General features: G+C 36.0%; 17 protein-coding genes. 5 read left to right on the top strand and 12 right to left on the bottom strand.

Annotation, left to right across the window (positions count from 1 at the left end; translation table 11 throughout):
* Positions 1 to 25: 25 nt before the first annotated feature.
* Together ZPR_RS16765 and ZPR_RS16760 are read left to right on the top strand one after the other, a co-directional pair.
* A complete protein-coding gene (locus ZPR_RS16765; RefSeq protein WP_041579040.1) occupies positions 26 to 2,044 on the top strand; it encodes a M13 family metallopeptidase in 2,019 nt (672 codons plus the stop codon).
* 134 nt (positions 2,045 to 2,178) lie between these two features.
* Positions 2,179 to 3,003, top strand: coding sequence for an endonuclease/exonuclease/phosphatase family protein (locus tag ZPR_RS16760; RefSeq protein WP_041579039.1), 825 nt, complete (start codon positions 2,179 to 2,181; stop codon positions 3,001 to 3,003).
* Positions 3,004 to 3,371: 368 nt separating this feature from the next.
* Here ZPR_RS16760 and ZPR_RS16755 read toward each other — a convergent pair whose 3' ends face one another.
* The 12 genes from ZPR_RS16755 to kdsA all read right to left on the bottom strand — a co-directional run bounded on the left by ZPR_RS16755 (position 3,372) and on the right by kdsA (position 14,745).
* Positions 3,372 to 3,881 (bottom strand): hypothetical protein, encoded by a 510-nt coding sequence (locus tag ZPR_RS16755; RefSeq protein ID WP_013072940.1) that lies wholly within the window; start codon positions 3,879 to 3,881, stop codon positions 3,372 to 3,374.
* On the bottom strand, positions 3,878 to 4,378 hold the full coding sequence (locus ZPR_RS16750) for a hypothetical protein (RefSeq protein ID WP_013072939.1): 501 nt from the start codon (positions 4,376 to 4,378) through the stop codon (positions 3,878 to 3,880). The genes ZPR_RS16755 and ZPR_RS16750 overlap by 4 nt, the downstream gene beginning before the upstream one ends.
* A 66-nt stretch (positions 4,379 to 4,444) precedes the next feature.
* Positions 4,445 to 5,218: an oxygenase MpaB family protein gene (locus tag ZPR_RS16745; RefSeq protein WP_013072938.1), complete on the bottom strand. Its 774-nt coding sequence runs from the start codon at positions 5,216 to 5,218 to the stop codon at positions 4,445 to 4,447.
* Complete coding sequence (locus ZPR_RS16740; RefSeq protein WP_013072937.1) at positions 5,209 to 5,526, bottom strand: hypothetical protein; 318 nt, start codon at positions 5,524 to 5,526, stop codon at positions 5,209 to 5,211. The genes ZPR_RS16745 and ZPR_RS16740 overlap by 10 nt, the downstream gene beginning before the upstream one ends.
* A 48-nt stretch (positions 5,527 to 5,574) precedes the next feature.
* Positions 5,575 to 5,880: a winged helix-turn-helix domain-containing protein gene (locus tag ZPR_RS16735; protein WP_041579038.1), complete on the bottom strand. Its 306-nt coding sequence runs from the start codon at positions 5,878 to 5,880 to the stop codon at positions 5,575 to 5,577.
* 21 nt (positions 5,881 to 5,901) lie between these two features.
* Positions 5,902 to 6,516 carry a hypothetical protein gene (locus tag ZPR_RS16730; RefSeq protein WP_013072935.1) on the bottom strand — a complete coding sequence of 205 codons (615 nt, stop codon included), beginning with the start codon at positions 6,514 to 6,516 and terminating at the stop codon, positions 5,902 to 5,904.
* Positions 6,517 to 6,649: 133 nt separating this feature from the next.
* Entirely contained in the window at positions 6,650 to 7,507 is an 858-nt protein-coding gene (locus tag ZPR_RS16725) for a universal stress protein (RefSeq protein WP_013072934.1), read from the bottom strand.
* Between the two features lies 1 nt (position 7,508).
* Entirely contained in the window at positions 7,509 to 9,125 is a 1,617-nt protein-coding gene (locus ZPR_RS16720) for a BCCT family transporter (protein WP_013072933.1), read from the bottom strand.
* Between the two features lie 17 nt (positions 9,126 to 9,142).
* Positions 9,143 to 10,303, bottom strand: a complete 1,161-nt coding sequence (locus ZPR_RS16715; RefSeq protein ID WP_049771472.1) for a hypothetical protein — start codon at positions 10,301 to 10,303, stop codon at positions 9,143 to 9,145.
* 142 nt (positions 10,304 to 10,445) lie between these two features.
* Positions 10,446 to 11,600: a hypothetical protein gene (locus tag ZPR_RS16710; protein WP_013072931.1), complete on the bottom strand. Its 1,155-nt coding sequence runs from the start codon at positions 11,598 to 11,600 to the stop codon at positions 10,446 to 10,448.
* Between the two features lie 165 nt (positions 11,601 to 11,765).
* Positions 11,766 to 13,685, bottom strand: a complete 1,920-nt coding sequence (locus ZPR_RS22660; protein ID WP_013072930.1) for a TlpA disulfide reductase family protein — start codon at positions 13,683 to 13,685, stop codon at positions 11,766 to 11,768.
* Between the two features lie 241 nt (positions 13,686 to 13,926).
* On the bottom strand, positions 13,927 to 14,745 hold the full coding sequence (kdsA, locus tag ZPR_RS16700) for a 3-deoxy-8-phosphooctulonate synthase (RefSeq protein WP_013072929.1): 819 nt from the start codon (positions 14,743 to 14,745) through the stop codon (positions 13,927 to 13,929).
* 795 nt (positions 14,746 to 15,540) lie between these two features.
* Between kdsA and ZPR_RS16695 the strand changes: the two genes are divergently transcribed.
* From ZPR_RS16695 to ZPR_RS16685, 3 genes are read left to right on the top strand one after another with little or no spacing between them, the layout of a single operon-like run.
* Positions 15,541 to 16,365, top strand: a complete 825-nt coding sequence (locus ZPR_RS16695; protein WP_013072928.1) for a prephenate dehydratase — start codon at positions 15,541 to 15,543, stop codon at positions 16,363 to 16,365.
* A gap of 2 nt (positions 16,366 to 16,367) precedes the next feature.
* Positions 16,368 to 17,513, top strand: a complete 1,146-nt coding sequence (locus ZPR_RS16690; RefSeq protein ID WP_013072927.1) for a pyridoxal phosphate-dependent aminotransferase — start codon at positions 16,368 to 16,370, stop codon at positions 17,511 to 17,513.
* A complete protein-coding gene (locus ZPR_RS16685; RefSeq protein ID WP_013072926.1) occupies positions 17,510 to 18,358 on the top strand; it encodes a prephenate dehydrogenase in 849 nt (282 codons plus the stop codon). The genes ZPR_RS16690 and ZPR_RS16685 overlap by 4 nt, the downstream gene beginning before the upstream one ends.
* Positions 18,359 to 18,366: the final 8 nt, after the last annotated feature.

Below are 18,366 nucleotides of genomic sequence, written 5' to 3'. Positions count from 1 at the left end.
TTTAACCACTATGCGCTTAAGCAAAATGAGAAAAACAATTGTAATACTTCTAGGTTTACTTTCCCTGGCCTCTTGTAAAAAGGAAGAAACGGCCGAAAAAGAATTTAAAGAAATTACCGGGGTCGATCATAATTTGAAGCCAGGAGATAATTTCTTTAGGTATGTAAATGCTAAATGGTATGACACGGTTTCAATCCCTGCAACGCAGGCCGGAGCAGGTGCCTACATGTTTATGAACTACCCACAGCGACTTCGGTTACAAGGTATTTTAGACAGCGTATCAAAAAGTGAAAATACTAAAGGAAGTATTGCTCAAAAAGTAGGTGATTTTTATGCTTCGGGCATGGATACGGCAACCATTAATAAAAGAGGTTTTAAGCCCGTAAAACCCGTTCTAAATGATATTGATAAAATCAAAGATATTCCTTCTTTGATGCATTTTGTAACCAATAATATGATGGTTGGAAATGGTTCAATTTTAAGCTTTTATGTAGGACCTGATGATAAAAATAGTCAGATGAATATTGCGCATGCCAATCAAACAGGAATTGGCTTGCCAGATCGGGATTATTATTTTAGTGAAGATACAGAGACTGTAGCGATTCAGCAAGCCTATAAGAAGTATCTTTCATCACTATTTCGACTTACCGGAAGTAGTGAAGCTGAAGCGAAAGAAAAAGCTGATTTGGTATATGATATCGATAAGCAGATCGCCCAGTCGCATAGAACTCGTATAGAACGTCGAGATGTAAAAGCCAATTATAATAAGATGGCGGTGAGTGATCTTGATGAAAAGCATCCTAATATTGCTTGGTCTGCTGTTTTAGATGATCTCAATGCTCAAACCGATTCTATAGATGTTGGGCAACCGGAATATTATGATCAACTTAATTCACTTTTAAAAACTGTTCCTCTGGAAGATTGGAAGGTGTATTTAAAAGCACACACATTGCAGAATTATGCTGATAATTTAAGTAAGCCATTTGTGGATGCAGCTTTTGAATACAGTAAAGTAATCTCTGGCCAGGCAGTTCAAAAAACAAGAGGAGAAATAATGGCCAGTGCCGTAGATGATTATCTTGGGGAAGCTTTAGGACAGTTATACGTAAAGAAATATTTTCCTGAAGAGGCCAAAGAACGTATGCAGCAATTGGTTGATAATGTACAGAAAGCTTATGCGGCAAGAATCGATAAATTAGAATGGATGAGTGATAGCACGAAACTAAAAGCCAAAGAAAAGTTGGCTGCGATCACTAAAAAAATAGGGTATCCAGATCACTGGAAGGAGTATAATAACGTAACTATCGATAGCAATAAATATTTTGAAAATATCGTTTCTGCTTCTTCAGCCGCCTATCAACGTAACCTGGAAAAATTAGGAAAGCCGGTAGATAAATCAGAATGGTTTACTACACCTTCAACGGTCACAGCATATAACAATCCTTCAGCAAACGAAATTGTTTTTCCGGCAGGAATTTTACAACCCCCGTATTTCGATAATGAGGCTGATGATGCCCTAAATTATGGCGGAATAGGAATGGTGATTGGTCACGAATTAACCCATACCTTCGACGATCAGGGCGCGCAATTTGATAAAGAAGGGAACGTAAAAAACTGGTGGACAGATAGCGATTATGAGAAGTTTAAATCAAAAATACAGCAAGTCATCGATCAGTACAGTGAATTTACGGTGTTGGATTCGCTTCACATTAAAGGCGCGATGACGGTAGGAGAAAATACCGCCGATATTGCTGGTGTTGCGGTGGCTTACGATGCTTTTAAAATGACCAAGGAAGGTCAGGATAGCACTAAAATAGGTGATTTTACGCCAGATCAGCGTTTCTTTCTATCCGTAGCCAAGATATGGCGGGTAAAAATGAAGGATGAATTTCTACGGTTATGGATCAATAATAATCCGCATTCGCCACCTTTATGGCGGGTAAACGGACCTTTAATGAACAATCCTCATTTTTACGAAGCTTTCGATGTTAAGCCTGAAGATTCGTTGTATGTAGCAGAAGAGGATAGGATTGTAATCTGGTAATTTCATCGAAATTAACTTAAGCATAACCAGAAAATGAAGTAAGCACTGTTCGTAGACCTTAACTTGCGGCAGGAATAAAACACCTAATTGCATTACTAAATAGTAATTCTGATATTTGAATTTAAACCTAAACAATGAAAAAAATCTTAAGTACCCTAACACTTCTTTTATGCCTAACCAGCATGTTTTCACAGGTAAAACTAATGACTTACAATATTAAATATGCTAATGAAAATGATGCTGAAAACAGCTGGTCTTATCGAAAGGACTGGATAACCAGTCAGATTAAGTTCTACGAGCCTGATATTTTTGGTGTTCAGGAAGCGCTACAGGTTCAAATTGATTATTTTAGTGAGCATATGCCAAATTACAAACATATTGGGGTTGGTCGTGATGATGGTATGAAAAAGGGAGAATACAGTGCGATTTTCTATAATTCAGAAAAATTTAAAGTGCTGAAAAATAATACCTTTTGGCTAAATGAAACTCCCACCAAAATTAAAAAAGGCTGGGACGCCGCGCTACCACGAATATGTACATACGGCCTCTTTGAGAATAAAAAAACAGGTGAAAAATTCTGGTATTTTAATACACATTTTGATCACGTGGGTGTAAAAGCCAGACAAGAAAGTGCTAAACTGATCTTTGAAAAGATAACCGAATTGAATACACAAGACTACCCGGTGGTTTTAAGCGGAGATTTTAATTTAATGCCAGATACTAAGAGTATCCAGTATTTAAGTGAACAGATGATCGATGCTAAAGGTGCTGCTGATCTTGTTTTTGGTCCTGAGGGGACTTATAATGGATTTAATTTTTCTGAGCCTGTTACCCGAAGAATTGATTATGTATTCTTATCTAATAATGGATTCCAGGTAAAAAAGTATGCCGTATTGAGTGACTCTAAAGATTTAAAATATCCATCAGACCATTTACCGGTAATGGTTGAATTAGAATAACGATCCGCAAAAGGATTTTGATGGTAAAATCAAAAAATTACGCCAGGCTATAATTAGCTTGGCGTACCTTCTTCGTAAATCACCATATTTTAGCTTCTTGGTATTGATTTTTATGATACCCTTGGCCTTACTATAGTTTTGGATTAAGAACTGAAATTAAAAGCTTTTATAATCCATCTTTTTTATACGTCTTTAAACACTCTTGTAGCGAATTCCCTTTTTTATGAATGCATTCGCAAAAACTAATACAAGCTTCGGGATGCTTTGTTTTATCACATTGCCGCGCACATTCAGCTAAAGTATTCCGTGGCATAATACTGTAAATATTAGTGATAAAAAGTACAAAACTGATCATATAGATGAATACGCTACCCAAAAAATACGAAAGGAAATTTGTTGTTTTTGGATTGCTGCGGAAGTAAAATTTCAGTATTATTCTGCTTTAGCGGAAGCAGATATTTTAGTTTATGATAATCCCAACCCAGCAAAAAAATCACAGCCGTAAGCATAAGTGGTGCGGTAAATAGCGAGCCATCAAAACGAACGGCCAAAGACAGCACCGTGATATTCAGAATAATGGGGAAATAGATCAAAGCGCCTAGCATTGCGGTACGCGGAATTAAAAGCAAAATCGCCGCCAGCATTTGCATCACACCAATAAAAGTATAGTAATAACCCGTATAAAAAAGTGCTTCTAAATAATGTCCCATTGGGTGATTATTGGCTAAAGCCGTAAATCGTTCGCCGTTAATTTTTACAAAACCCGAGGGTAAAAAACCGGCTGCTAATGCAATTCGGCAAAAAATAGCAAAATATCCAATCCAGATGTTTTGTCTTGCCTGTAGATGAAATTGTTCGAATTTAGCGATTATTTTCATTTCTTCGGAATAGATAAAATGGTAGCTGAATTTATATAATCTCGCCTAAATATTGCCTGCCTGAAATCCTCAAAGTTTAGCGGAAGTACTTCTTTAAAATCAAAATGATGAAACGTATTCGCATTTCGCCCAATCTTAAAAGATCGGTAATAGTATCTAAAGTAATCGGGCAAAATAAAAGTTCCTAAAATGATGGCGCCAAACATATAGGGACTTCGCTTTCCGTTTCCTAAGCATAAATATTGCAGGGCTATTTCGTCTTCAACAGAAGTACCGTAACCGCAAAGAGTGTGATAAGCATCATGGCGTTCTACTTTTGCAATCAGTTCAAAATTGTTTTTATTTAGAAATTGGCCAAGATGATAACCAAAACTCTCTTTAGGATAACTTAGCAAATCGGCAGTATTAATATTCCACGGAATATGACCGCGTTTTAGCCATCGCGTGTATATTTTCTGCGTCTGGTCAAAAAGCCAGTGAATTAATCGCTTTCGCATAATGATATTTTTAAAGTACTTTGAAATTCAAAGTTTTTTATTAAATTTTTTTGATTAATGAATGACCTAATGATCTAAAGCTTTGATGTCGTTTTTATAGTCTTTAGGCAGAATAAGTTCTTTCAGGATGTAATCGATTTTAAATGATCCGCTTAGTCGGTATAGCGGAATTACAGTGATAAGAACAGAATGTTCCCGGAAATTCAGTAATTCTTTGACCCGTTTTGGCGCCATTAAAATTTGTGCTTCCAGCAATAATCGATAACGGGCAACACCTAAATGTTTTTTATACTGAAGAAAGAGATCTTTTGTGAATTCGCTATATTCAAAATTTTCCTGAAGCTGAATTTTGCGCTGTTGTTTCCAGCCTTCAAAATCCTTTGGTAATCCCCCGATTTTCATTCCGTGGCCAACTTTTAGAAATACGCTTAGTACTTCTTCTTTTTCCTTCAGTGTCAGTTTTCGTTCTAAAGCTTCAAAAGCTCTTATGGAATAATCGATTAACATAAAAAGTACATCACGATACGCCCATTCCGGAATTTTAAAACCTCGATTTTTCTCAATTTTAGCATGAATTTTATTCATTTGATCTATCGCCTGGAAAGCTGCTTTTTCTTCAGCAAAAACAATCACTTTGGCGTAATTCACAGTAGAGAAGAGGCGACCTAAAGGATCTTTTGGAAGCCTGCCGGTGTAGTACAACCAGTCTACTGCTTTATTTAATGCAAACTCGGCAGCAGTACCGGCAAAAATAAACAGGATGGTATCTGCTTTGCCCCAAATTTGCCGAACAATCGAGTCTTTTTTTGTAAAATATGTCTTGTTTATAACTAATCCCAAAGTCCTACCTGCGCTAATGCAAAAACTAAGCTTAACCAAAAAATTATAAGGAAGCAAAATCCGCAGAAAATACTAACCAATTTTGGGTATTTATAATCTTTAAAGAAGAAGTCACGAACTAAGTAATATAATAAACCACTGCACGCGCCACCGATAGATATAGTAAGGATGGGAATATATACCCAACTCTCAATTTCGCCAACTTTTAATAAAATTCCGGCTAATAATAAGAGCGCAATTCCGGCTCCGGTGAGTGCTCGCTTACCTGCTAGGCGATAGTTTAATTTCATAGGATGTTCTAAAGTCATAACACGTGATTTTTCACTTTGAATTTCAAAGTAGATTAATAAAAAAATTTAGTTTAATTCATTTTTGGACTTTATAATATTTTCCAACGCGTCGATATGCTTTTTAAATGCTAATTTCCCAAGCTTGGTCGCTTTATATTTGGTGTTTGGTTTGCGATCTACAAAGGATTTTTGCACTTCAATATAATCGGCTTTTTCAAGCGCTTTGATATGGCTGGCCAAATTACCATCGGTAACTTCCAAAAGTTCTTTTAGCTGATTAAAACTTACTTTTTCGTTCACCATTAAAACCGACATGATTCCCAATCGAATGCGATGGTCAAAGAGTTTGTTTATGTTTTCTATGATACTCACTATGGATGTTTTCTTCGGAAATTATTTTTGCTGAATAATCATTAAACTTCCGTAAATAATATGCAAAAGTCCGAATCCTATGGTCCAAAACCAAAAACCATAGCCGGGAAAACAAGCACAAATTAAACCGATCAAAATCTCTGAAATTCCTAAGTATTTAATGGTACCAATCGTATATTTTGAAGCATTGAGTAAAGCGAGTCCGTAGAAAATTAACATCAATGCGGCAGCCGAAGCGAAATCACCCTGGTTTAGTTTTAAGAGAATATAGGCACCACCGGTGAGCAATGGAACCAAAAAATGAAAGACAAGTCGTTTGGCTGTTTCGTCCCATATTTTTTCATTATTTTTCTTCGCTTCTTTGACCGAAAGTACATAGGCTGTGACTACACTTAACAACAGGACCAACAATAAATCAATTACAATCGGAAGAACTTGCGAATGAGTATATCCTGTATTTTGATAGTCCAGCTGAGTAGGAAAGGTTGGGAAGAAGAATATTTTGGCAATACCTGCGCCTATAATGGCGTAAATCCCGGCCATGATTCCAGAGGTCCCGCTAAGAGAAAGAAACCGCGAAGAGCGGTTCATTAAATTCCTAATTTCAGATAAATCCTGCGAATAATCTTTATTCATTTTAAAGTACTTTGAAAAACAAAGTAAATGTATAAAAATAAATTATGCAACTGAATTTTAGATTTTTATTCTTTAGTTAGAAATTAAATCGCTAAAGTTCAGATTGCATAATTTAAAGCATTTTTAAAAAAGCTTATTTTACTACCCAAATTGGGATTTTGGCGTTAGCGGTCGAAAGCTCATCGGTAACACTTCCCAACATCAAAGAAGATATATTATTACTTCCTTTATCGGCTACCATTAAAAGATCAGCATTATTGTTCTGCGAGCATTCGATAAGTTTTTCGGCAATCGTAGACTCTTTACTGTCTAAAACTTCTTCTTTGATAGCATATGGCTTATGCAGGCGGTTTATGAATTTTTCTAAACGTTCCTGGCTATGTTTTTTTAGTTTCGTTTTCATGGTATCAGCAGAAACATATGGAGAAAATTGCGCTGGGATTTGATAAACGTGAGCTGCAACAATAGTGGCGTTTATTTTCTCCTGAATATAATCGATACTATTATAAATTTTCATACAACTTCTGGAAAAATCGGTACCTGCCCAAATAGTATCCAATTTTGGCGTGCTGGTTTCAGGGATAATTAAAAGCGGACATTTTACCATTCTAAGCAGTTTATCCGTAAGTACTCCCGCACCCTCATAATCAATTTTGTTCCCCACAAGAATCATATCGATATAATATTTGTTTACGATATGATTAAAAATCGATTCTGTATAGGGGTCTTCAGCAATCAGTGTGTCCCATTCCACTTCGGCATCAAAACTATTCGTAATTTTTTCAGAAAGTTCATCCCCGATAATCTGTTCTAAATCCAGATCCTTTAATTGCTCCTGAAATAATTCTGAAATTGCATATTTTTTTACATTGTGCGTAAAATATACCTTTTTAATATCTAATTTTTTTGCTAAAAAAGATGCGTGTTTGATAAGATGATCGTCCATAGGAGAAAGATCTAATCCTACAAGTATGGTGTTAATATTAATCATTTTAATCTGCTTTTTTCAGGTTTCTTTTCTTTACTATTTCTTTCACGACCTCCTCGTAATTTTCTTTTTGTTTCTGTTCTTTCTTCTTATTGAGTTTGCGCATGTCTTCTTTGAGACCCTGATAGAGCGAATAGCACATTACCAGTAAAATAAAAGCAAAGGGGAGACCTGTAACGATCGATGCAGTTTGCAGCGCCTGTAAACCGCCACCCACTAATAATACGGCTGCGATGGTACCCTCGGCCACGGCCCAAAAAATACGTTGGCCCACAGGAGCATCAATTTTTCCTCCTGAGGTTAAACTATCGACTACCAAAGAACCAGAATCAGAAGAGGTAACAAAAAATCCTGCAATAAGAATAACTCCTACCACATTAAGAGCGGTAGCTAATGGAAATTGTTCCAAAAATACAAAGAGAGCTGTTGCCACATCGTCATTCACTGCTTCTACAATGGTATTGTCGCCGGCTAAAACCTGCTGTATGGAAGCACTACCAAAAGCAGAGATCCAAAAAAACGTGATTAATGAAGGAACGATAAGGACTCCTAAAACAAATTCTCTAATAGTTCTACCTTTAGAAACACGAGCGATAAAGGTTCCTACAAAAGGAGACCATGCAATCCACCATCCCCAGTAAAATACAGTCCAGTCGTTTTGCCATTTTGTACCCGTGAAACTTTCTGTCCATGTAGAAATGCTTAAGAAATCAGAAAAATAATTTCCGGTGTTTTCTACAAAAGACTGAAAGATAAAAATAGTAGGACCTAGTACTAAAACCATTAATAATAGTACAACGGCGATTCTCATATTCCATTCACTTAGGATTCTAACTCCTTTATCAACGCCTAAAACTACAGATAAAGTGGCTATAGCCGTAATTCCTGCAATAATTATAATTTGCGTAGTGATATTATTAGTGATCCCAAAAACGTGTTCTATTCCCGCAGCAATTTGTTGCACCCCAAAACCAAGAGAAGTGGCCAATCCAAAAAGGGTCGCTAAAACGGCGAATATGTCGATTAAATTTCCAATCCAACCATGGATTTTATCGCCCAGAAATGGGTAAAAAACAGATCGAATGGTAAGTGGTAAACCACGAGTATAGGTAAAGTATGCTAAAGAAAGACCAACCAAAGCGTAAATACCCCAGGCATGAAAACCCCAGTGGAGAAAAGTAAAACTCATCGCTTCACGTGCAGCTTCAACCGTGCCACCTTCAGCCATCGGTGGAGAATTAAAATGGTTTATAGGTTCAGCAATACTCCAAAATAATAAACCAATTCCCATCCCTGCGCTAAATAGCATAGCAAACCAGGAGGCTGTTTTAAATTCTGGTTTTGCGTTCTGTCCGCCAATTCTTAGTTCCCCGAATTTACTAAACGCTAAATAGATCATAAATCCTAGAAAAATATTTACGACCAATACAAAAAACCACCCCCCGTTATTGGCAATATAGTTCTGTACGTTTTCAAATACTTTTTCTGATTGTTTCTCGTAAATCAGCGTTAAAATAATACTTGCGATAATGATAATGGACGAAGAGAAAAATACCGGGCCGTTAACCTCTAATCCAAAAATAGATTTTTTCTCGTCGCTTCTGGTAACTTTTTCTGCCATACTAATTTTTTAGTTGTTTAAAAATAATATCCTATGTTTATATTAAAGCGGGCTTCCCATTTTGCATCTGGGTTTCCCACCGAGAAATCGTCTACAAAATTACCACCAAGCCAGGAGTGATTATATCCGGCCGCGTAGTCGATGTAGGTGTACACATTTCCGGCAGTGATCAACACACCGGTAACATTCATATAAGAATCTTCAAAATCTTTTTCGGCTTTATCCATAAAACCAAAATCATTATAGAATTCCAAATTTGATATAGGGCCTATTTCAACAGGAATGCTTCGGCTAACCGCTAATGAATACATATTAAATTTGGCCGCAAGGCCGTAATTAGCGCCATAGGCTCCAAATTGAAGTACCTTATCACTAATGGTATCGGGAGTTTTAAGATTATGATCTATGATCATTCCCTGAGCTTTTACGTTCCATTTTTCACCCAAATATTCATAATGCAGGGCAAAACCGTGGTGGTTGCCCGTTTCTTTTGTATCCAGATTATAAATACCACCGTATTGCACAGATGTTCCTAATTGATGTTGTCTATCTTTACCCAGTTTGTAAATAAACTTTCCGTTAAACTGATTAATTTCTTTATTGCGCCCGGTAATATCGTAAGAATATCTTGAAGGATCGGTTTCTGTAGTGCTACCAAATTGTAATTCTTCGGCATTTTTAAAGAAAGCCAGTTGATATTGAATTCTATCTGAATCGTGGATGTATTTTATTCCCATATCATGATCGTCTTCCAGGCCAACATAATAGGTGAGGTTGAAGAACCAATTGTGGGAGTTGTATTGCTGAAGTCCAAATGGAACCTGAGTTAATCCAACCTGTATCTGGTCTTCTTTATTAATTTTATAACCCATCCATCCCTGCTTTAGAAAACCACCTCCAAAGGCTTCAGAATATAATCGATATTCTACATTTAAAAAGATTCTTTTATAAGAGCCTTCTGCATTAACCCTAAACATATCATAGCCAAAATCACCGCCACGATCTTTTTGTCCATCTTTCCAACTGGATAAATTGTAATTAAAACGTAATGCACCGCCTAATTTTAGTTTGGGTTTTTCTTCATTTTCCGCATCTTGTGCCAAAACTGGAAAGACGAAAAATAGAAGCGCAGTACTTAAAATTAATTTGTAAGATCGAACTAGTAAAGTTTTTTTCATTCAGTAATTTTAATGAGGATCGCGAAACAATAAAAATCTATCTCCAAATCCTAAAAATTAATAAAGTCTTAATTCACCTTTAGGAGTAATTTAAATAATCTCGTTTAAATTAATCATTATACATGTGGGTTTTAATGCAGATTTAAAAATAATATCCAATATTAATATTAAATCTTGCTTCCCATTTTGCGTTGGGATCCCCTGTAGAAAATTCATTATCAAAATCTCCGCCCAGCCAGGAATGATTATATCCGGCAGCATAATCAATATAGGTACTAACGGGCCCTGAATTAATTAAAACGCCTAAAACATTCATATAGGAGTCTCCAAAATCATCAATACGCTTATGCATATAACCAAAATCATTATAGATTTCTATTTTCTCTACAAAATCCCTGTTAATATAGAACAAGTGGGAAATTCCAAAATTATAGATTTCAAAATTTGAGGCAACCTCGTATGGAGTTCCATAGGCTCCCATCTGGATGATATTTCGAGTGTTGCCTGCAGCATTCTCTGGATTAAATGCTGCTTTCGTCGCTTGTGCTTTTATAAACCAGTCATCAGATTTATATTCATAATGAACGGCCAGTGCATAATGATCGCCGGTTTGTGTGGTTTCGATATTGTAAAGGCCTCCATAGGCAGCAGAGAGTCCAATTTTATGCATATTATCTAGACGAGGTTTATATAAAATTTTTCCGTTGATTTGATTTACCTCCTTGTTATTACCAACAACATCATAGGAGTACCGGTGTGGGGAGGCAGGAGAATTATTGCCAAAAGTGAGTTCTTCAGCATTTTTAAAGAATCCGGCATGATATTCAAACATATCGCCCATATATGAATATCGAATTCCCATATCATAGTCGTCTTCTAAACCAACATAATAAGGGAGGTTCAGAAACCAGTTATGAGAATTGTAGCGTTCTATACCAAAGGGAACCTGTACCAGTCCCATTTGTATTTCACGCTTGTCATCTAATTTATAACCTAGCCATCCCTGTTTTAAAAAACCGCCCCCAAAAGCTTCTGAATATAGCCGATATTCAGCATTGATATATAAGTTTTTATAAGCACCATTTACAGCAAGTCTAAAAACATCAAAACCAAAATCACCACCTCTTTCCTGCATTTCTGGTTTCCAGGAAGAAAGATTATAATTAAAACGCAAAGCTCCCCCAATAGTTAATTTTGGTTCATCTTCGTTTTTTTTCTGAGCAAAGTTATGATATGGCAGCAGGCTGCCGAAAACAAGAAATAGTAAAAAGTGCTTTTTAAGTAATGGTTTATTCATAAGATACTTTTTTTTAAGGTACTATGAATAATTATCAATTTGTTTAAAATGCTAAAATTTTAATAATTAATTAAACATTTAAAAAGAAAAAAGCCTTCTATCTAGATAGAAGGCTTAAATAAAAATTATAAACAAAAACAGAATTAGACTAAATATTAGTTGAGTTTAGGATTGTGTAAGCTGAATCATAATCGCAAGTTCCTCTGCTAATTTATCGGTGTTACCGTTCCAACCTACAGATTTAAATTTAATTCGGCCATCAGGTCCTAATACAAACTTTGTTGGGATTCCTGAAACACCATAGTCTTCTACAACTTTAAAAGAATTACCATCTCCTACTTTTTCATCCATTAACACATGAAAATCATAATCATTAGCATCGATAAATTCGCTTACTTCTTTCATGCGTACATCAGGGGTCTGGCTTTCCCAGGTATCGATAAATAAGAATTCTACATTTGGATTGTCTTTATGGGCTACCACCGCTTTTTGCATTCCCGGGAATGACATTTTACAGGGCCCACACCAGGTAGCCCAAAAATCAAGAATTACGGTTTTTCCTTTTAATTCTTCTAGGCTAACCTTTTTGCCTTCAAGATCTTTTAGGGTAAACTGACTGGCATCTTCATCGATCATCATTTTTTTGATATCGCTTTTTGCTTTTTGGTGACCTTTTTCTTCAAGCATGGCAAATTCTTTTTCAAATCCGGCAGTATCACCAACAGCGGTGTAAGCTTCTTTGTAATATTCGTTTAACTTTTGAGAACCTTTATTTTTAGCTATAAAACTGGCAGCTTTTTCTTTTGCAGTCTCGTATTGCTTATCTTCCACTAAATATTGGATATACTTTTCAGTAATCTCGGCATCGGCAGTTTTGGAGTTTGCTGCCATTTCCTGATATTTTATCGCTTCTTTAAGGTCGCCTTGCTTATACATGATCGTTGCATAAGTATCCTCATACATAACTTTCATGTAGTCTAAGTTGCTTTTATATTGTGAAGCAGTTTGAGTTTTTGGTTTATCTTCTTTAGGGTCTATATTTTCAATAAGATCAAGGGACTTTTTAGAAATCTCCTGTGCTTTTCCAAGATCCTTGCCCTCTTCAGCTAATTTCCAGGCAATGCTATTATATGCCGAAGCTTCTCTTCCTTTCTCAGAAATTTTTGAAGCATATTCCTTTGCTTTCTCTATATGGCCATCTGCAGCAAACTCGCTGGCTAACATGGAAAGCATGTAATTCCTATACATGTTCTCCTTACCAATCTTGTCTTCGTAATCCTGAAAAACTTTTTCTTTTTCGGCAGAACCTTTAGCCTCGTAAACTTTTTGATAATAACTGGAAGTTGCTAAAGATCCTTGCGGAAACTTTTCCGGGATCAAATTTCTTAAAGAGTCAGCAATTTTTTTATTTTCAATCATGGCATTCATGCGATACAAACGCATATAATCCTCTTCACTTAAAGAATCATTGGCAAAAGCAGTTGCCATTTGTTTTTCGACAAAAGCAGTGGCCTTTTCCTTATCAGATTTTATAAGGTTAATATAATTTCCAGCCCATTTTCCCTCTAAAGAAGCATCTTTTTTAAAGTCAGCCTCAAATTTAGAAATGATGGAATCTTTAGGAATTTCTATATTTCCATAACGATCTCCCTGGCTATAAAGATTTGCAATTTGTGCAGCACTTCCTGTTAGTGCATTACCTTCTTCATCGTAAAGCGGAAGCACATAACCTTCTTTATCGTTATTCTCATCTATATTGTATTGTTTAAACTGAAAAGAAATCGCCTTTACAGAATCCGGAATTTTGATATTGGACATGTACATCGTAGCCGAATCCTTGAGTTCAATATCTTCGGGATACACACCAGTATCTGTAATGAAGTTTATTATTCCTTTTACTTTTTCATCTTCACTGGAAGGGATACTATCTCCTGAAGCATAAGTAATTTTGATTTCATCGCCTGGTTTTGGAAATTCTTTGCTTATATGTAAAGCGCCTATATCTTTTCCCTTATCCTCGGGTTCGCTTTCGCACGAAATTAATGCGCTAACTACAGCTAATGTGGGTAATAGTATTTTCTTCATATTCTGATTGATGTTTTTTTATCCTCTTTATTTAAAAGATAGTGGTTATTATATATGAAAATAGTTAAAATGAGTTGATGTTTTAATATAGATTATTGATTTAACATTTTTTATAAATTTTGAATAAAATTATTCTTTTAAAATGCATAAATCTGAAAAAATAGCGTCGGGATTATCAAAACCTAAAGCTCCTAAATGGAAAATTTATATTTAGGAGCTTATAGTAATTTTATAAAGCTTATTAAAAGGAATTTATAGTTTGGCGGATGGCCACAAGATTGGTCATTAATTGTTCTAAATATTTTAGATCGAGCATATTGGCACCATCACTTTTAGCATTAGCAGGATCAAAATGAGTTTCGATAAATAATCCATCTACATTATTTACCACTCCGGCTCTGGCGATGGTTTCTATCATATCGGGTCTGCCACCGGTTACACCACTGCTTTGATTGGGCTGTTGTAAGCTATGGGTGACATCTAAAACGGTAGGCGCAAATTCGCGCATAGTGGGAATTCCTCTAAAATCAACAATCATGTCTTTATACCCAAACATGGTACCGCGATCGGTAACCATCACCTGTTCGTTATCACAATCTGTTACCTTTGTTACCGCGTGTTTCATAGATTCGGGACTCATAAACTGTCCTTTTTTAAGGTTCACTGTTTTCCCGGTTTCAGCGGCAGCAACTACAAGATCTGTTTGCCGAACCAAAAATGCAGGTATTTGCAGGATATCTACATATTCTGCTGCTAGTTTGGCATCGTTAATTTCATGAATATCGGTAATCGTAGGTACTTTAAAAGTTTCGGAAACTTTTCTAAGTATTTTTAAAGCCTTTTCATCGCCAATTCCCGTAAAGCTATCGATCCTTGATCGGTTTGCTTTTTTAAAACTTCCTTTAAAGACATAAGGGATTTTTAGTTTATCGGTAATTTCAACAACTTTTTCTGCAATCCTTAAAGCCATTTCTTCACCTTCAATAGCACATGGGCCTGCTAAAAGAAAAAAATTATCAGAATTGGCATGATGTATCTGTGGTATATTTTCTAATTTCATGAGTTTTTATTTATGGCAAAGGTACAGCATATTCTGTTTTTGCAATAATGTAATGTGTAATCTGGATTTAAGGTTTTCTATATTTCCTAAGCTAATGAGGATATGGTAAAAGCATTAAGAATAGTAGAGACTTTCCGGGAGATTGTTTATGCATAAAGGAAAGAAGTAAATAGATTAAATAAATAATTTGTTTATCAGACTTATTAAAGATGCTAAAGCTTGTGTAGACTAAAGTGATTATAAATAAGGTGTTGAGCTCAGCATGATTTTATATTTTATAGAGGTGATCTTAGGGGGGTATGTTCCGAACTTAATAGCTCTTTAGGCGGCTGGAAATAAGAAAAAAAATCTAAATGTATCTCTTAGAAGCGTGATATTGGAATTTGAATCCTTTATAACGAATATAATTTTTGATTTTTAAGCTCTAAAATTCTCTTTTTTTAGTTTTTATATGCTATAAAAAGCGATTAGCGTTATTAATTATCCAAAAACAGACTTTCTCAAAATAGCTTTACTGCAAACTTTCTTCTGAAATTACTGAAATATCAAAAGATTCGTAAAAAGTACATTTATTATAAAAAATATTAAAAAATGCTTTCTTCATATTAAAATATAATTATACTTTAGTCGACGTAATAACGAACAGATGAACAACTTAATTACTTGGAACGCATTCTTTTATTTTTATTTCTTTTTTAAGGATTAGAGATCGGGAATGGTATGTAATTAAGCAAACAATATTATATAAAAGTCTCGATCTAAAAATCGGGACTTTTTTTTTACGTCAATTTTGGAATGAAAAAAGTTATAGGAATACAGGGGATCCAGGGGTCCTTTCATCATTTGGTCGCCCAGCAATATTACGGGGAAGATGTACAGGTAAAAGAGTGCATGTCTTTTCAGGAACTGGTACAACGTTTGGTAAATGATGAAACCCAGGAAGCCGTAATGGCGATAGAAAATTCTATAGCCGGCTCTATCCTTCCCAATTACGCATTGATCGATGAAAATAATCTACATGTAATAGGAGAGCATTATATCCCAATCGCCATGAATATGATGGCGCTTAAAGGACAGAAAATCGACCAGATTAAGAAAGTATACTCTCACCCAATGGCTTTACTGCAGTGTAAAGAGTTTTTTAAAAAATATCCTTATATAAAACTTATTGAAGATGCCGATACTGCAGAGGTTGCCAGAAGAATCTCAGAAAAGCAATCTAAGCACGTGGCTGCGGTAGCCAGTACGGCAGCGGCTGCTATTTTTGGCTTGGATATTTTGGCTGCAGATATTCATACAAAAAAGAGTAATGCCACCCGGTTTTTAATCATCAGTAAAACGAAGAAAGAGCCTAACGGAGAGAAGATTGATAAAGCTTCATTGAAGTTTGAATTAGAAAGTCGCACCGGTAGTTTGGTTTCTGTATTGAACATCATGAGAGATTTTGAGCTGAACATGACGAAGATCCAAAGTATGCCAATTATTGAAACTCCCTGGAAGTACAGTTTTTTTATCGATGTAACATTCGATGATTACGAAAGGTTTTCTAAAGCTATGGAAGTGTTAAGAATGATGACCGAACAATTAAGAATTTTTGGAACATATAAAAACAACGTTTAATAATGATACCAGCCAATAGGTTAGAACATGTAAAAGAGTACTATTTCTCTTCAAAGTTAAGAGAAGTTCGTGCCTTACAGGCCGCAGGTAAGCCCATTATCAATTTAGGAATTGGTAGTCCGGATTTACCACCACCAAAACAGGTGATTGCTGCCTTAAATAAGGGGTTAACTCAAAATGGTGCACATCAATATCAGCCGTATAAAGGTACTGCCGAATTTAGGAATGCGGTCGCCGGTTTCTATCAAAAGTATTATCAGGTATCCTTAGATCCCGAAACCGAGATTATTCCGTTAATGGGAAGTAAAGAAGGGATTTTGCATATTTCTATGGCTTATTTAAATGAAGGCGATGAGGTGCTGATCCCTAACCCAGGCTATCCAACCTATACGTCGGTTTCAAAATTGGTTGGTGCAAAGGCGATTTTTTATAATCTGAATGAGGAAGGGAATTGGTTGCCGAATTTCGAGGAGTTAGAACAGAAGGATTTAAGTAAGGTGAAAATTATGTGGGTTAATTATCCGCATATGCCAACCGGAGCCTCAGCTACAGAGGAGGTTTTTGAGCAATTGGTAGCCTTTGGTAAAAAACATCAGATTCTTATCGTTAATGATAATCCGTATAGCTTTATTCTAAACGAACATCCTAAAAGTATTTTAAAAATTGCAGGCGCTAAAGAAGTAGCATTAGAGCTGAATAGTTTAAGCAAGAGCTTTAATATGGCGGGTTGGCGTGTAGGAATGTTAAATGGAAGCGCTAAAAATATCGACACTGTATTAAAGGTGAAAACCAATATGGATAGTGGGATGTTTTATCCCGTGCAGGCTGGTGCTACTGCAGCATTGGAATTGGAAAAAAACTGGTTTGATGCTATGAATGCGATTTATAAAAGCCGACGAGCTAAAATTCTGGAATTAGCTGCAGCTTTGGGTTGCAAGCCAGGAAAAGAACAGGCTGGGATGTTTATATGGTGTAAAGTACCGGAAGGAAAATCTTCTGAAGAGTTTGTGGATAACCTGCTGCATGACCATAGTATTTTTACCGCTCCCGGTTTTATTTTTGGAGATATGGGGGAAGGCTATATTCGTTTTTCGCTTTGCACAGACGAAAAAAATGTAGATGAAGCCATTAAACGAATTAAAGGATGAAAGTAAGTGTAATTGGAGTAGGACTTATTGGTGGTTCGTTTGCGTTGGCAATAAAAGAATCCTTTCCTGAAAGTACCATTTTTGGTATCGATAAGAGTGAAGCACATGTAAAAGAAGCTCTAGAGATTGGTTTTATCGATGCTGCCGGAACGATGGAAGATCTGGCCGATAGTGATGTTGCAATTGTAGCGGTGCCTGTAGATATTAGTATTAAAGTTCTAAAAGAAGCTTTAGACAATGCCGGAGACCATACGTTGGTAATCGATGCCGGTTCTACAAAATTCAAATTGTGTGAAGCGGTAAAAGATCATCCAAAACGAAGAAATTATTTATCGTCTCATCCTATTGCAGGAACCGAGTTTTCTGGTCCCTCTGCAGCTATAAAAGATTTATATAAAGAAAAGACCAATATCGTATGTGAAGTAGAAAAGACCGCTTTTAAACTTCAGGAGCGAGGTATGGAAATTTTCAGGAAAATAGGAATGCGTATTCGGTATATGGATCCAGAATCTCATGATCGTCATATTGCATATGTATCGCATTTATCACATATTAGCTCGTTTATGTTAGGGAAAACAGTCCTTGAAAAAGAGAAGAACGAGCGGGATATTTTTGATTTGGCGGGAAGTGGTTTTGCATCAACGGTAAGGCTGGCAAAAAGCTCGCCGGCGATGTGGTCGCCCATTTTTCAGCAGAATAAAGAAAACGTGCTGGAAACGCTAAATGAATATATTCATAATTTAACCGCTTTTAGAGACTTAATCGCCAACGATGAGTTTGGTGAAGTGTACAACGAAATGGAACGTACAAATCATATAAAATCAATTTTAAACGGAATTAGCTAAAATTTTTT

This window comes from Zunongwangia profunda SM-A87 (genome assembly GCF_000023465.1).
GTDB classification, from domain to species: Bacteria; Bacteroidota; Bacteroidia; order Flavobacteriales; family Flavobacteriaceae; genus Zunongwangia; species Zunongwangia profunda.
The sequence above is the reverse complement of the archived record's forward strand: the minus strand, read 5'-3'. Positions and strand labels throughout refer to the sequence as shown.

Bases quoted from the DNA above. Each gene is read 5' to 3' on its own strand.
- ZPR_RS16695 (WP_013072928.1), top strand. From the start codon at position 15,541: ATGAAAAAAGTTATAGGAATACAGGGGATCCAGGGGTCCTTTCATCAT.
- ZPR_RS16685 (WP_013072926.1), top strand. From the start codon at position 17,510: ATGAAAGTAAGTGTAATTGGAGTAGGACTTATTGGTGGTTCGTTTGCG.
- ZPR_RS16765 (WP_041579040.1), top strand. From the start codon at position 26: ATGAGAAAAACAATTGTAATACTTCTAGGTTTACTTTCCCTGGCCTCT.
- ZPR_RS16715 (WP_049771472.1), bottom strand. From the start codon at position 10,303: ATGAAAAAAACTTTACTAGTTCGATCTTACAAATTAATTTTAAGTACT.
- ZPR_RS16755 (WP_013072940.1), bottom strand. From the start codon at position 3,881: ATGAAAATAATCGCTAAATTCGAACAATTTCATCTACAGGCAAGACAA.
- ZPR_RS16750 (WP_013072939.1), bottom strand. From the start codon at position 4,378: ATGCGAAAGCGATTAATTCACTGGCTTTTTGACCAGACGCAGAAAATA.
- ZPR_RS22660 (WP_013072930.1), bottom strand. From the start codon at position 13,685: ATGAAGAAAATACTATTACCCACATTAGCTGTAGTTAGCGCATTAATT.
- kdsA (WP_013072929.1), bottom strand. From the start codon at position 14,745: ATGAAATTAGAAAATATACCACAGATACATCATGCCAATTCTGATAAT.
- ZPR_RS16740 (WP_013072937.1), bottom strand. From the start codon at position 5,526: ATGACTTTAGAACATCCTATGAAATTAAACTATCGCCTAGCAGGTAAG.
- ZPR_RS16730 (WP_013072935.1), bottom strand. From the start codon at position 6,516: ATGAATAAAGATTATTCGCAGGATTTATCTGAAATTAGGAATTTAATG.
- ZPR_RS16725 (WP_013072934.1), bottom strand. From the start codon at position 7,507: ATGATTAATATTAACACCATACTTGTAGGATTAGATCTTTCTCCTATG.
- ZPR_RS16690 (WP_013072927.1), top strand. From the start codon at position 16,368: ATGATACCAGCCAATAGGTTAGAACATGTAAAAGAGTACTATTTCTCT.
- ZPR_RS16710 (WP_013072931.1), bottom strand. From the start codon at position 11,600: ATGAATAAACCATTACTTAAAAAGCACTTTTTACTATTTCTTGTTTTC.
- ZPR_RS16720 (WP_013072933.1), bottom strand. From the start codon at position 9,125: ATGGCAGAAAAAGTTACCAGAAGCGACGAGAAAAAATCTATTTTTGGA.
- ZPR_RS16760 (WP_041579039.1), top strand. From the start codon at position 2,179: ATGAAAAAAATCTTAAGTACCCTAACACTTCTTTTATGCCTAACCAGC.